9 protein-coding genes are annotated in these 14,422 nt (G+C 67.6%); all 9 read left to right on the top strand.

What is annotated here, in order from left to right:
* The first annotated feature begins 13 nt into the window (after nt 1–13).
* The 9 genes from tssK (at nt 14) to QYS36_RS23580 (ending at nt 14,318) form a co-directional block, all read left to right on the top strand.
* The gene (gene tssK / locus QYS36_RS23620; RefSeq protein ID WP_308841781.1) at nt 14–1,348 is read left to right on the top strand and encodes a type VI secretion system baseplate subunit TssK; all 1,335 of its coding nucleotides are present in this window, start codon (nt 14–16) and stop codon (nt 1,346–1,348) included.
* A gap of 6 nt (nt 1,349–1,354) precedes the next feature.
* Nucleotides 1,355–2,704 (top strand): DotU family type VI secretion system protein, encoded by a 1,350-nt coding sequence (locus QYS36_RS23615; RefSeq protein ID WP_308841780.1) that lies wholly within the window; start codon nt 1,355–1,357, stop codon nt 2,702–2,704.
* Entirely contained in the window at nt 2,701–6,219 is a 3,519-nt protein-coding gene (gene tssM, locus QYS36_RS23610) for a type VI secretion system membrane subunit TssM (RefSeq protein ID WP_308841779.1), read from the top strand. Before QYS36_RS23615 ends, tssM begins: the two co-directional genes overlap by 4 nt.
* The gene (gene tagF, locus QYS36_RS23605) at nt 6,216–6,875 is read left to right on the top strand and encodes a type VI secretion system-associated protein TagF (RefSeq protein WP_308841778.1); all 660 of its coding nucleotides are present in this window, start codon (nt 6,216–6,218) and stop codon (nt 6,873–6,875) included. Before tssM ends, tagF begins: the two co-directional genes overlap by 4 nt.
* A complete protein-coding gene (locus QYS36_RS23600) occupies nt 6,872–7,600 on the top strand; it encodes a protein phosphatase 2C domain-containing protein (RefSeq protein ID WP_308841777.1) in 729 nt (242 codons plus the stop codon). Before tagF ends, QYS36_RS23600 begins: the two co-directional genes overlap by 4 nt.
* A gap of 83 nt (nt 7,601–7,683) precedes the next feature.
* A complete protein-coding gene (locus QYS36_RS23595) occupies nt 7,684–10,713 on the top strand; it encodes a serine/threonine-protein kinase (RefSeq protein WP_308841776.1) in 3,030 nt (1,009 codons plus the stop codon).
* A complete protein-coding gene (locus QYS36_RS23590) occupies nt 10,713–11,429 on the top strand; it encodes an ABC transporter ATP-binding protein (protein WP_308841775.1) in 717 nt (238 codons plus the stop codon). Before QYS36_RS23595 ends, QYS36_RS23590 begins: the two co-directional genes overlap by 1 nt.
* On the top strand, nt 11,429–12,625 hold the full coding sequence (locus QYS36_RS23585) for an FtsX-like permease family protein (protein WP_308841774.1): 1,197 nt from the start codon (nt 11,429–11,431) through the stop codon (nt 12,623–12,625). The genes QYS36_RS23590 and QYS36_RS23585 overlap by 1 nt, the downstream gene beginning before the upstream one ends.
* Entirely contained in the window at nt 12,618–14,318 is a 1,701-nt protein-coding gene (locus QYS36_RS23580; RefSeq protein WP_308841773.1) for an SUMF1/EgtB/PvdO family nonheme iron enzyme, read from the top strand. Before QYS36_RS23585 ends, QYS36_RS23580 begins: the two co-directional genes overlap by 8 nt.
* The last annotated feature ends 104 nt before the right edge of the window (nt 14,319–14,422 follow it).

The following is a 14,422-nucleotide window of genomic DNA, read 5'->3' as shown; positions in this document are numbered from 1 at the left end:
TGGAGACCCGTTCATGTCCTGGAACAATCGTGTGGTTTGGTCGGAGGGGATGTTCCTGCGACCGCAGCACTTCCAGCAGCAGGATCGCTACATCGAAACCCTGGTCGAAAGCCGCAGCCATGCCGCGCAGCCCGGCGCCTGGGGCTTTTCTCAACTGTTGATCGACAGTGCCCTGCTGGCCCAGGGCAAGCTGGCGATCCTCTCGGCGCGCGGCCTGCTGCCGGACGGCACGCCCTTCAATATTCCCGAGAACGATGCCGCGCCGGCGCCGCTGAATATCGACGATAACCTGCGTGATGGCATCGTCTACCTGGCGCTGCCGCTGCGCCGTGCGGGTATCCGCGACACCGTGGAGGCCGGCGAGAGCCTGGGTTCGGCGCGCTACCAGAGCAGTGTGCACGAAGTGCGTGACGACAACTCCTCGCTGGAAAGCCGTGCGCCGGTGGCGATCGGTTCCCTCGCGCTGCGCCTGATCACCGAGCGTGACGGCCTCGACGAACACGCGGCGGTCGGTGTGGTACGTGTGGTTGAGAAACGCGAAGACCGCAGCCTGTTGCTTGACGACAGCTATATCCCGCCGCTGCTCGACGTCAGTGCCTCGCGACCGTTGTCCGGGTTTCGCAACGAGCTGCTCGGCCTGCTGCACCAGCGTGGTGAGGCCCTGGCCGGGCGAGTGGTGGCTTCCGGCGCAGGTGGCGCCTCGGAAATCGCCGATTTCCTGCTGCTGCAACTGGTCAACCGCGCCCAGCCGCTGGTCGCGCATCTGGCGCGGATCACCCCGTTGCACCCGGAGGTGCTGTACCGCGAACTGGTGGCGCTGGCCGGTGAGTTCGCCACCTTCACGGCGGCAGAACGGCGCCCAGGCGAGTACCCGGTGTACGAGCACGACGACCTGACCACCACCTTCGCGCCGGTGATGCTGGCGCTGCGTCAGGCGCTGTCGATGGTCATCGACAGCCGCGCGATCCCGATCCCGATCATCGAGAAGTCCTACGGCGTGCACGTGGCGATGCTCGCCGACAAGTCGCTGCTCGACTCGGCCAGCTTCATCCTCGTGGTGCGTGCCGACGTGCCAGGCGAGAGCCTGCGTGGGCACTTCCCGCAGCAGGCCAAGATCGGCTCGGTGGAGCACATCCGCGACCTGGTCAACCTGCAGTTGCCGGGCATCGGTCTGCTGCCGCTACCGGTGGCGCCGCGCCAGCTGCCGTACCACGCCGGCTCCAACTATTTCGAACTGGACCGGGGCAGCGACCACTGGAAACAGCTGATCCATTCCGGCGGTTTCGCTTTCCACATTGCAGGCCAGTTCCCGGGCCTGAACCTGGCCTTCTGGGCCATCCGAGGCTGACGCGCGATGACCATCGACGATCCATTTGGCGCCTTGCCCGGCCAGCCCGGCAAGGGCAGCGACCCGGCGAGCAACGACCGCACCATGATCATGCCGCGCCCGGGTGGCCGTGCTGCCGAGCCTGCGCGCCCGGCGCCTGCCGGCTCACCGCCGCCAGCCATGCCCAGCGCGCCACCCTTGGCGGCCCGTGGTCTCGGGCTGAACCCCATCGAAGCCGCGGCCGGGCCAATGCTGGCGCTGCTGACGCGCCTGCGCAGTACCATTTCCCACCCCGCGCCGGCCAGCCTGCGTGCCCAGCTGCTCGGCTATCTGCGCCAGTTCGAGGACAAGGCCCGCGCCGCGGGTGTCGCTCAGGACGAGGTGATGCTGGCGCGCTACGTACTCTGTACCGCCCTGGACGAAGCCGTGCTCAGCACGCCCTGGGGCAGCGCCAGTGACTGGAGCAAGCAGAGCCTGCTGATCACCCTGCACAACGAGGCCTGGGGCGGCGAGAAGGTCTTTCAGCTGCTCGACCACTGCCTGCAGAACCCGCGCCAGCGCCTGAACCTGCTGGAGCTTTTGTACCTGTGCATCAGCCTCGGCATGGAAGGTCGCTACCGGGTCATGCAGGACGGCCGCAGCCAGCTCGACGCCTTGCGCGAGCGAGTAGCGGCGACCATTCGCAGTACCCGTGGCGAGATCGAGCGCGAATTGTCGCCGCACTGGCGCGGCCTGGTGGTCGCCCGTGATCGTCTGCGCCAGTTCCTGCCGCCCTGGGTGGCGGTAGCCATCGGCCTGGCGATCCTGCTGGTGCTGCTGTTCGGCCTGCGCATGAAATTGGCAGCCGAAGCCGAGCCGGTGTTCCGCAACCTACACGCCCTGGGCGACGTGCCGGTGCAGACCATCGATCGCCCAGCGCAGCAGCCACGGATCGTCGAGCGCCCACGCCTGGCGGGCTTTCTGGCCGAGGAAATTCGCGCGCAGAAAGTCGCGGTGGAAGATGCCGTCGATCGCTCCGTGGTGACCATTCGCGGCGACCAGCTGTTCGCCTCCGGCAGTGCGTCGATCGCCGATGACTTCCAGCCGCTGCTGCTGCGCATCGCCGAGGCGATTCGCAAGGTCAACGGTCAGGTGCTGGTCACCGGGCACAGCGATAACCGGCCAATCGCCACGCTGCGCTACCCGTCCAACTGGAAGCTGTCCCAGGACCGCGCCCAGCAGGTGATGGACGTGCTGGCGGCCAAGACCGGCCAGCCCGCGCGCTTCCGTGCCGAAGGCCGCAGCGACACCGAAGCGGTGGCGTCGAACGATACGGCAGAGGGCCGCGCGCGTAACCGCCGGGTCGAAATTACAGTCTTTGCGGAGGGCGTCGAGTGAAGGCGTTTTTCGGTTTCATGGCCCGTTGGGTCATGCCGGTGTTGGGCCTGATCGCGCTGGCATTGGTGATCTGGTTCGTTGGCCCGTTGATCGCCATCGGCGGTTTCGAACCGCTGGCCGGCAGCACGGTGCGCTGGACGCTGATCATCCTGCTGTTCGCCCTGTGGGCGGCCTGGCGGCTGCTGCGCATCATCCAGGCACGGCGTAATGCCGCCAGGGTCATGCAGGGCCTGGTGGAAGTGGCACCGGACCCCACCAGTGTGGCCGCCGCCGAGGAGCTGGCCACCCTGCGCCAGCGCATGGATGAGGCCCTGGGCCTGCTCAAGCGCGCCAAATTGGGCGGCGGTGAGCGGCGCAACCTCTACGAACTGCCGTGGTACGTGATCATCGGCCCGCCCGGTTCCGGCAAGACCACCGCGCTGGCCAACTCCGGGCTGCGCTTTCCGCTCGCCGAGCAGATGGGCGCCGGTGCCGTGCGTGGCGTGGGTGGTACGCGCAACTGCGACTGGTGGTTCGCTGACGAAGCCGTGCTGCTCGACACCGCCGGCCGCTATACCACCCAGGACAGCCATGCGGCGGTCGACAAGGCCGCCTGGCTGGGCTTTCTCGACCTGCTCAAGAAGCAGCGCTCGCGCCGGCCTATCGATGGCGCCTTCGTGGCCATCAGCCTGTCCGACCTGCTGCTCGGCAGTGAAAGCGAGCGGGCGGCCCACGCCGTGGCCATCCGCTCCCGGGTGCAGGAGCTGTATACCCAGCTTGGCGTACGCTTCCCGGTGTACGTGATGCTCACCAAGCTGGACCTGGTGCCCGGGTTCATGGAGTTTTTCGACGGCCTGAGCAAGGAAGAGCGCGCCCAGGTCTGGGGCATGACCTTCACCCTGGATGACGGCAAGAGCGCCGAGGGCCCGTTGCAGGTATTTCGCAGCGAGTTCGATGCCCTGGAAGCGCGCCTCAACGAGCGCCTGGTCGAGCGCCTGCAGCAGGAGCGCGATCCAGCGCGCCGCGATCTGATCTACGGCTTCCCGCAGCAGTTCGCGGCGCTGCGTGAAGCGCTGGCGGGCTTTCTCGACGGCGTGTTCAAGCCCAACCCCTACGAGGAGCGGGTGTTGCTGCGCGGTGTGTACCTGACCAGCGGCACCCAGGAAGGCAGCCCGATCGACCGGCTGATCGGTGCCATGGCGCAGAGCATGAGCCTGGACCGCCAGCACCTGGCCCGCCAGACCGGCACCGGGCGCAGCTACTTCATCGAACGCCTGCTGCGTGACGTGGTATTCGGCGAGCGCGGCCTGGTCGGCGCCAACCCCAAGGTCGAGCGGCAGAAGCGCTGGCTGGCCCGCGGGGTGATCGCCGCGACCGTGGTGCTGGTGCTCGGTACCGCAGCGGTGTGGTTCGCCAGCTTCCGCGCCAACCAGGCCTATATCGCTGCCGTGGATGCCCGCGTGCAGCCGCTGCGTGGTGAACTGCAGGCGCTCAGCCCGGCGCAGCGCGAAGTGCTGGCGGTGCAGCCGCTGCTCAACGCCATCCGCAATGTCAGTGGTGATGCGCCAGGCTGGGCCGAAGGTTTCGGCCTGTACCAGGGCGACATGCTCGACAGCGAAGCCTCCAGTGTCTACCGCAAGCTGCTGATTGCGGTCATGGCGCCGCGTGTGCTGGCGCGCCTGGAAGAACAACTGCGTGCCGGCGGCAATTCGGACTTCCTCTATGAAGGGCTCAAGGCCTACCTGATGCTCGGTGAGGCCGAACGCTACGACGCCGACTTCATCAAGGCCTGGATCGCCCTGGACTGGGATCGCAGCCTGCCGCGCGACCTGCTGCCCGAACAGCGTGAAGCGCTCAACGCGCACCTGGCGGCGCTGTATGACCGCCAGCCACCGGTGGTGCGCCTTGACGAGCAGCTGATCGAGGACGTGCGCCGCCAGCTGCAGCGCCTGTCCGTGGCCCAGCGCGCCTATGACCGGGTCAAGCGCCAGAAGCTGCCCGAGGGCATCCCGGACTTCCGTATCAGCGACGCTGCGGGGCGTGATGCCGCCCTGGTGTTCACCCGCAAGAGCGGCAAGCCGCTGAACGAGCCGCTCAGTGGCTTCTACACCCAGCGTGGTTACCGCGAGGCGTTCCTGGTCGGCAGTGTCAGCCAGGCCGGTACGCTGGCCGAGGAGCAGTGGGTGCTCGGTCGCAGCCTTGATGACGGCCAGAACGCCGCGGCCCTGGCCCTGGAGGTGCGCCGTCTCTACGTGCAGGACTACATGCGCCAGTGGGATGCGCTGCTCGCCGACCTCGACTTCGTGCCGGTGACCAGCGTGGCCCAGGCCGCCGACGTGTTGCGCGTGCTGTCGGGCCCGACGTCGCCGCTGAAAAAACTGCTGCAGGCGGTGGCCAAGGAAACCGACCTGCAGAAGGAAGAGCGCCTGGTCGCCGAGAAGCTCAAGGAGCGTGGCGGTGACACCGTTGACCGTCTCAAGCAGCAGCTCGGTTCACTGGTCGGCCAATCGGAGGAAGGTACCGCCCAGGTATTGGCCACCGAGATGGACCCGATCACCGCGCATTTCGCCGAGCTCAACAGCCTGGTCGAGGATGCCGACGGCCAGCCACCGGCCATCGATGCGCTGCTGCAGGATCTCAACGCGCTGTACGTGCAGGTCAGCGCCATGAGCGGCGCCAGCGGTGATGCGCTGCTGGGCGAGTCGCGCAACCAGACTGCGGCCGCCGCCGATCAGGTGCGTCTGAGCGCCGAGCGCCAGCCGCCGGTGGTGCAGGGCTTCCTCAAGTCGGTGGTCGGTTCGACCACCGGCACCATGATGGGCGGCATCCGCAACCAGTTGAACGCCGCCTGGATGAGCGAAGTGGTCAGCGTCTATCGCCAGTCCCTGGCCGGGCGCTACCCGCTGGACCGCAGCAGTAGCCGCGACGCCACGCTGGACGACTTCGGCCATTTCTTCGGCCAGGGCGGCGTGCTCGACAGTTACTTCCGCAAGTACCTGCAGCCCTACGTGGACACCTCGGCGAGCACCTGGCGCTGGCAGCCGGGCGCCGCGCAAAAGCTCGGTATCGGCAGTGGCGTACTGCAGACCTTCCAGCGTGCGGCGAGCATCCGCGAGGCGTTCTTCCGCTCCGGCGGGACCCAGCCGATGGTGCGCTTCGAGCTGCGGCCGGTGGCGATGGACGCCAGCATCGAACAGTTCCAGCTCGACCTCGACGGCCAGCAGTTCACTTACGACCATGGCCCGGCGCGGCCAGTGGCCATGCAATGGCCGAGCGCCAACGGCACGGGTGTGGTGCGCCTGAACATTTCGCCGGCGTCGGTCACTGGCCGGTCTGGCATCACCCTGGAAGGCCCGTGGGCCTGGTTCCGCCTGCTCGATCAGTCGGACCTGGCCCAGGGCAATTCGCCGGATCGCTTTACCCTGCGCATGCGCGTGGACAACGCCAGCATTTCCAGCGAGCTGCGCGCCAGCAGCGCCTTCAATCCATTCCGCCGCCAGGTGGTGAGCGGTTTCAGCCTGCCGGAGCGTTTGTGAGTACACCAGGTTTCTACGGCAAGCTGGCCGTACGGGGAGATTTCATTCATCGCGGTTTGCGTCCGGCGTTCATCGAGGCCTGGGATACCTGGCTGGCGGCGGGTCTGGCAGCCAGCCAGCAGACCCTTGGCGAGGCCTGGCTGGACGCCTACCTGGTCAGCCCGCTGTGGCGTTTCGCCGTGGCGCCCGGCCTGCTCGGCCCTGAGCCGGTGTGCGGGGTGATGATGCCCAGCGTCGACCGGGTGGGGCGCTATTTCCCGCTGACCATCGCGCTGCCGTTGCCGGCGGATACCGATATCGGCCAGTTGGTCAGCGGCGCTGACGATTGGTTCGAGCGCGCCGAAGGGTTGCTGCTGTCGACGCTGGAGGAGGACGCCGATGCCGAAGCGTTCGAGCGCGGCGTCGAAGCCTTGGGCAGCCCGCTATTGGGGACCTGCAACGGGCCGCGCGGAGACGCCAGCGGCGCCGCGATCTGGCCTGTGGATAATCCTCAGGGCCGCGGCCTGGCGCTGATGCAGCAGGCCTGGAGTGGCGCCAGCCTGTGGTGGGGCAATGGATCCGAGCGCGTAGCGCCAGGGCTGGTGCGCTTCGCCGGGTTGCCGCCGGCCGAGGCGTTCTGCAGGTTGCTCAGCGAGTCCGCGGGAGGGCAGGCATGACCCCGTCGACCGTCACCCGCTACCAGTCGGCCAGCCACACCCATGTCGGCATGGTGCGCAAGATCAACGAGGATGCCTGCCTGGATGCCCCGGACAATGGCCTGTGGGCCGTCGCCGATGGCATGGGTGGCCATGCCAGTGGCGATTTCGTCAGCAGCCTGATCATCGACAGCCTGCGTAGCCTGCCGCCCAGCGCGGTACTCGACACCTATCGGGGCGCGATCATCGACACCCTGGACCAGGTCAACGAGCAGGTGCGCGTTGAAGCCGAGAAGCGCGGCGGCGCCACCATGGGCAGCACCGTGGTGGTGCTGGCTGCGCGGGGTGATGAAGCGCTGTGCCTGTGGGCCGGGGACAGCCGCCTGTACCGGCTGCGCAACAGCGACCTGCAGCCGATCAGCCGTGACCACAGCTACGTGCAGGAACTGGTCGACAGCGGCCTGCTCGACGACGAGGCGGCGCGCAGCCACCCGATGGGCAACATCGTCACCCGCGCCCTTGGCGTGCAGGATGAGCTGGAGCTGGAAACCACCAGGCTGGAGGTGCGTCCCGGCGATACCTTCCTGCTCTGCAGTGACGGCCTGAACAAGACGGTCGAGGATCACGAACTGCGTGAAGTGCTGGGCCACGAAGACCCTTACCAGGTGGTGCGTAGCCTGGTGCACCTTGGCTTGACCCGGGGCGCGCCGGATAATATTACCGCCGTGGTGATCAAGGCCGGTTAGGCCGCCACGGCGTCTGCTCCACTCACCATCCAGACAGCTGCTGCGCCCGGGATTCCCGGGCTGGCCTCGGAAGACCGAATAGCATGGACATGCAAATACCGGGTTACGACATCGAACGCGAGCTGGGCGATGGCGCGATGGCCGTGGTCTACCTGGCGACCCAGCGTTCCCTCGACCGCAAGGTGGCGCTCAAGGTGATGGCCGCCTCCCTGGCTGCCGACCCGACCTTCTGCGAACGCTTCCTGCGCGAGGGCAAGACCCTGGCGCGGCTGTCGCATCCCAACACCGTGACCATCCACGACATCGGCAATGTCGGCAGCCTCTACTACATGGCCATGGAGTACCTGCCCAACGGCACGCTCAAGGAGCGCATCGCCGCGGGCCTGAGCATCGACCAGGGGCTGGTGTGGATTCGCCAGATCGCCTCGGCCCTGGGCTATGCCCACGCGCAAGGCATGGTGCACCGCGATGTGAAACCGGCCAACATCCTGTTCCGCGCCGACGGCACCGCGGTGCTCAGCGACTTCGGCATCGCCAAGGCGCTGGATGATCGCACCCAGTTCACCCAGGCCGGTTTCGCCGTTGGCACGCCCAGCTACATGAGCCCCGAGCAGGCCCGCGGGCTGGACATCGATGGTCGCGCCGACCTCTACGCCCTGGGCGTGGTGCTCTATGAAATTCTCACCGGCAAGCTGCCCTATACCGGCAGCGATTCGCTGTCCACGGCGCTGGCGCACCTGACCGAGCCGCTGCCGGCACTGCCCATGGTGCATGGCCGCTACCAGCCGATTCTCGAGCGCCTGCTGGCCAAGGATCCCAAGGAGCGCTTCGCCGACGCCGCCGAGCTGATCGCTGCCCTGGATCGCCTGCAGGCGCCGGCTGACGACGCCACCCTGTTCCAGCCGCTGGTGCTGCCTGCGGGCGGGGATGCGCCAAGCGAAGCCAGTGTGCCGCCGCTGGTTCCGGTTTCCGTGGAGATTCCGACCCATGCGCCTGCCGCCGAACCCACGGCGGCACCACGCCCGCAACCCTCGCCGCTGGCGTCTTCGGTGCGTGCGGGCAATGCAGGCTCCAGCAGGAAGCCGCTGATCCTCGGCGCCTCGCTGGCAGGCGTGCTGTTGCTGGCTGGTTGCGGCTACTGGCTGTTCGGCTCGGATGCAACGGGGCCTGCTGCGCCGCCGGTGGCCGGCCAGCCGGCCCAGAGCCAATCGCAGTCCCAGGCCCAGCCCAGCGGCGAGGCCGGGCCGATCTCGGCGGCGGCCGACAGCGACGGCGGTGATCGCCCACTGCTGATGCCCGGCAAGAAGACCCTGTTCCAGCGCGTACTGACCAAGCCGGGCGCCAAGTTGGCCGATCAAGCCGGCGGCAGCGGTGGCAAGGACATGCCGGCGTTCTCGGTGTTCTACGTCTATGCCCGCCAGGACATCGACGGCCAGCCCTGGCTGCAGATCGGCGCGTCCACCGATGGCCGTCGTGATGGCTGGCTGCCGGCCAATGCGGTGAGCGACTGGAAGCAGAGCCTGGTGCTCAAGTTCACCGAGCGCTCCGGTCGTGCGCCGGTGATGTTCGTGCGTGATGCCTCGGCCCTGGAGCAGTTGCTGGCCGAGCCGGCACGCGCCCGCGAAGCCCTGCGCGAGGCGCTCAAGGGCACCGGCCACAACGTGGTGGCGGTCGAGCCCGGCGGCAGCGCCGTACCCCAGGATCAGTTCTACCTGTTGCCGATCTTCGACTCCGAGGAGACCTTCGACGCCAACGGCCAGCCGCTGCAGCTGCTCAACGTCGCCTCCATCGACCCGGGCAGTGCCCCGCAAGCCCAGGCCGACAGCACGCCTGCGGCGATGCCGGAAGGCTTCAAAACGGCCATCGTGCTGGTGGTCGACACCTCGGTATCGATGCAGCCCTACATCGACCGCGTGCGCGATGTGGTGCATGAGCTGCAGGGGCAGATCTCCGCGCGGGGCGACCTGGACAGCGTCAGCTTCGGCATGGTCGGTTTCCGCAGCAACACCAGCAAGACCCCGGGCCTGGAATACACCGCCAAGACCCTGGTCAGCCTGGAGCAGGGCCGCGACCCCGAGCGCTTCCTGCAGCTGGCGCAGCAGATCAAGGCCACCGATGTGTCCAGCCACGACTTCAACGAAGACGCCTTTGCCGGTGTCATGCAGGCCGTCGACGGCATGGACTGGTACGGCTACGGCGGCCGCCTGATCCTGCTGGTCAGTGATGCCGGTGCGCTGCGCAAGAGCGACCCGCTGGGCCTGACCCAGATGAACGAGGCCGAAGTGCGCGAGGCAGCCCTGCGCAAGCAGATCAAGATCTACGCCCTGCACCTGAAAACCCCGGCCGGCAAGCGCAATCACGGCTTCGCCGAGCAGCAGTACCGCAGCCTGACCGCCGACCCCAACCCGCGTATCGGCGACCTTTACGTGCCGGTGGCCGGTGGTGACGTGAATGCCTTCGGGCAGAGCGTGTCGCAGATCGGCAGTGCCTTCGCCGACCTGGTGCACCAGGTGCGTACCGAAAGCAGCCTGCCCGAACCCAAGGGCGGCGCGAGCATCGCCGACAAGTCGGCGGCGGTCGGCTACGCCATGCACATGGATTTCCTCGGCCACCAGAGCCAGGCGCGTGCGCCCCAGGTGGTCACCGCCTGGACCAGCGACCGCGACATCACCGATCCGGCCCTGCCGGCCTTCCAGGTCTGCGTGCTGCTCACCAAGCTGCAGCTCAACGATCTGCAGCAGTCGCTGCGCATGGTGGTCGATGCGGCGCGGCGCACGCAGAGCTCGCCCAAGGACTTCTTCCAGGAAATCGCCAGTGCCAGTGCGCACATGAGCCGCGACCCTTCGGCGCTGGTCAAGGGCGGCAACCTGGCGCAGAGCGGCGTGCTCGGCGAGTACCTGGACGGCCTGCCGTACCGCAGCAAGGTGCTGAACATGAGCCAGGACCTGTGGCTGTCGCTCAGCGTCGCCGAGCAGGAAGACTTCATCGACGAGCTGGACTCCAAGATCAAGCTCTACGAAACCTTCCACAACGACACGGCCAACTGGGTACGCTTCGGCGACGCCGCCCCCGGCGACGCGCTGTATCGCGTGCCGTTGTCGACGTTGCCCTGATGCTCAGCCTCGAGGCGATCAGCAAGACCCGCGGCGCCGACGGTCAGCGCTATCGCCTGGAAATCCCGGCGCTGCAGCTGCGCGCCGGGCGCCGCATCGCCCTGATCGGTGCCAGTGGCAGCGGCAAGAGCACGCTGCTCGATTTGCTGGCGCTGGTGCTGTCGCCGGACTCCGGCGGCGTCCAGCGCTGGGACGACGGCGGACAGTGCCTCGATCTTGCCGCGCTGTGGCAACAGGGCAGGCATGACGAACTGGCTGCGCTGCGTGCCCGAGCCTTTGGCTACGTGCTGCAGACCGGCGGGCTGCTCGGCTTTCTCAGTGTACGCGGCAACATCCAGCTGCCCCGCGAGTTGCTGGGCCTGCCCGTCGAGGGTGTGGTCGAGCAACTGGCCGAGCAATTGGGCATCGCCGATCTGCTCGAGCGCCTGCCGGGACGCCTGTCGGTCGGCCAGCGCCAGCGCGTGAGCATCGCTCGCGCCCTGGCCCATCGCCCGGCCATCGTGCTGGCCGACGAGCCGACCGCTTCCCTCGACCCGTTGAACGCCGAGCGGGTCATGCAGCTGCTGGTGGAGCAGGCGGCCGCCCGTGATCTGTGCCTGGTGATCTCCACCCATGACCGGGCCCTGGCTGAGCGTTACGGCCTGACAGCCTTGCAGCTGCGGGTCGAGCAGCAGCGCGACGGCCTGGTCACCGCGCGCCTGACGGAGCACGGCTGATGCGCCTGGCGCTGTTCGCCCGCCTGGCCTGGCAGGATTATCGCTGCGACGCGCGGCTGTCGTGGTGCGCGATCCTTGCCCTGGCGGCGGTCATCGCGCCCTTGCTGGTGTTGTTCGGCCTCAAGTTCGGCCTGGTCACCACGCTGACCGAGCGCCTGGAACGTGACCCCGCGGTGCGCGAGATCATCCCCTTGGGTGGCGCCCGTTTCAATTTGCAGAGCATCGAGGCGCTGGCCCTGCGCGAAGATGTCGGCTTCGTGATTCCGCGTACCCGGCAGATCGCTGCGACCGCCGATCTGCAGGGCCCTGGGCAGATGCTCACCGTGGAAATGCTGCCGACCGCCGACGGCGATCCGCTGCTCGATGGCCGGCCGGCGCCAGCGGACACCCATGCCGTACTGCTCAGCCAGAGTGCGGCGGAAAAGCTCGGCGTGGCGGCTGGTGATGTGCTGCAGGCAGGCTTCGGGCGCCGGGTGGCCGGCCAGCCGCAAGTGGCCCAGGCCAGCCTGCGGGTGCAGGCGGTGTTGCCGGTGACGGCCTTTTCCCGGGATGCGCTGTTTGCGCCCCTGAGCCTGCTGGAGGCCGCCGAGGATTATCGCGACGGCCTGGCGGTGCCGGCCTTCGGCTGGCCGGGCGAACGGCCCGCTGCGCAGCGCGAGCGGGTCTACCCGAGTTTCCGCCTTTACGCCCGTGATCTGGAGGGTGTGGAAAGCCTGCGCCAGTATTTCCAGCAGTCGCACCAGGCGGTGGCCACCCAGGCCGAGGCCGTCGCTCAGGTGCGGGCGCTGAGCCGCAACCTGGCATGGGTGTTCTGGTCGGTGGCCTGTCTGTCCCTGGCTGGCGCTTTCGCCGCACTGGCCGCCGGCACCCTGGGCGCGGTGGCGCGCAAGCGCCATGAGCTGGCGGTGTTGCGCCTGCTGGGATTTCCGGCCGTGGCGCTGGTCGCCTTCGTGGTGCTGCAGGCACTCTATACCGGCATCGCCAGCCTCTTGCTCTCGGCGCTGCTGTACGGCCTGGCCGCCAGCGGGCTGAACCTGTTGTTCCAGTCGGCGTCCGGCGAATATGCTTGCCGACTATTGTTTTCCCACTATCTGTTGGCGGCACTGGCCACTTTGCTGTGCTGCGTGCTCGCTGCCGCTGCCGGTGGCTGGCGGGCGGCTCATCTGGAAGCCTCGGAAGGATTGCGTCATGTATAAGGTGCTCAGCTCCACCCTGGTTCTCTCATGCCTGGCCGCTGCTGCCTGGGCCGAGCCCGATGCCGATCCGCTCTACAACCCCAAGCCGCTGAAGGGCGACGTCAGCCTGCCGCTGCCCTGCGACGGGCAGATGGTGTTCCGGCATGTCTACGTGCTCGCCAAGGGTTCGCTGGACGACCACGAGGTCACCCTCGGCTACCCCTTCAGCGAAGGCGAGCCGGGCTATCAGCAGTCGTTCATTTCCGGTTACCGACGCGACTACATCAACGGCCAGTTCACCCTCGGCGACCTGTCCAAGGACTGGCAGGCCAAGGTGCGCGGCGAGCTGCCCAAGGCCGACGGCGTGACCCCGCTCAAGCCGATGCTGTATTTCATCGGCAAGTACGAGGTGACCCAGCGCCAGTACGATCTGGTGATGGCTCAGGCACCTTCCCTGGCTGGCGAAGGCGAGCCACCGGCCTGCGAAGCGCCGTCCGGGATGGCCGGGCGGCTGCCCAAGGTCAACCTGTCGCGCTTCGATGCCGAGCGCTTCGCCGCGGTGTACAGCGCCTGGCTGTTGAAGAACCATCGTGACCTGCTGCCGATCAGTGGCCGCAGCGGCAACGGTGAAGACGGCGGCCAGGCATTCGTGCGCCTGCCCACCGAGGTGGAGTGGGAATACGCCGCCCGCGGCGGCCACGCGGTGAGCCGCCAGCAGCTCGAGGCGCGACTGTTCCCGCGTCCCCAGGAGGGCAGCGAAAGCGATGGCCCGCTGGGCGACTGGGCGGTGTTCAATCAGGTCGCCGGCGGCACCGGGCAGAACGCGCGCTTGCTGCCTATCGGCCTGAAGAAGCCCAACCCCGTCGGCCTGTTCGACGTGATCGGCAACGCTGCGGAGATGGTCCAGGAGTCCTTCCAGCTGGTGCACGCCGGCCGCCGCCAGGGCACTTACGGCGGCTTCGTGGTCAAGGGTGGCAACTACCTGGAAGGCGAGATGACCCTGTTCACCGGGATGCGCCGCGAGTACCCGCTGTTTGGCGCCGATGGCACCGAGCAGCGCAATGAAACCACCGGTTTTCGGGTGTCCATCGGTGCGTTGTCGGCGCCCCGTTCGCGATACAAGGAACTGTTTGCGCAATGGAAGGACGAAGGACGAGTCAGCACGCTCACCGACGAGATCGACGAGGACCAGGACGCCACCAAACTGCTCGATGGGCTGATTGCCAACAGCGACGATCCGCAACTGCGCGACCGCCTGGCGATCGTCAACGAGGAGCTCAAGCGCAGCGTTTCGTTGATCGCCAAGCAGCGTGAGGATGCCGCCGGCAACCTGATTCAGTCGGCGGCCCTGGTGGCCGAAACCATCAACAACTACAACATTCGCCTGACCAATCTTCGCAAGAGCCGTGACGAGGCTCGCAGCGCCAAGGACGAAGCCTCGGCGAAACTGTTCGAAGCGGCCATGGCCAATGGGCAGAGTGCCCTGGATGGCGCCCTGGCGATCTACATCGACAACCTGGCCAACGGTACGCGCTACAGCAACGCGGTGATCCAGGCGCAGTTCCAGCGCACCAAGGAAGAGCTGGCGCGCAAACCGGTGTTGGGCAAAAGCCTGGTAACCCGAGCTACGCTGTTCGTGCGGCACGTGGGTGAATACCGCAAGAACCGCAAGGCTGATGCGGATGTGATTCTCAAGCAATTGCTGGCACCCTGATCGGGTCGACCAGCCGTTACGGATACAGGCACTGGCGAGCGGCCGGTGCTGAATGTGGCAACTCCACGGCGGTCGCCGTGAAAACGCAGGCGGTGTCACCCGGC

The sequence above is a fragment of the Pseudomonas sp. G34 genome (assembly GCF_031119625.1).
In the GTDB taxonomy this organism is placed as follows: domain Bacteria; phylum Pseudomonadota; class Gammaproteobacteria; order Pseudomonadales; family Pseudomonadaceae; genus Aquipseudomonas.
The sequence above is the reverse complement of the archived record's forward strand: the minus strand, read 5'-3'. Positions and strand labels throughout refer to the sequence as shown.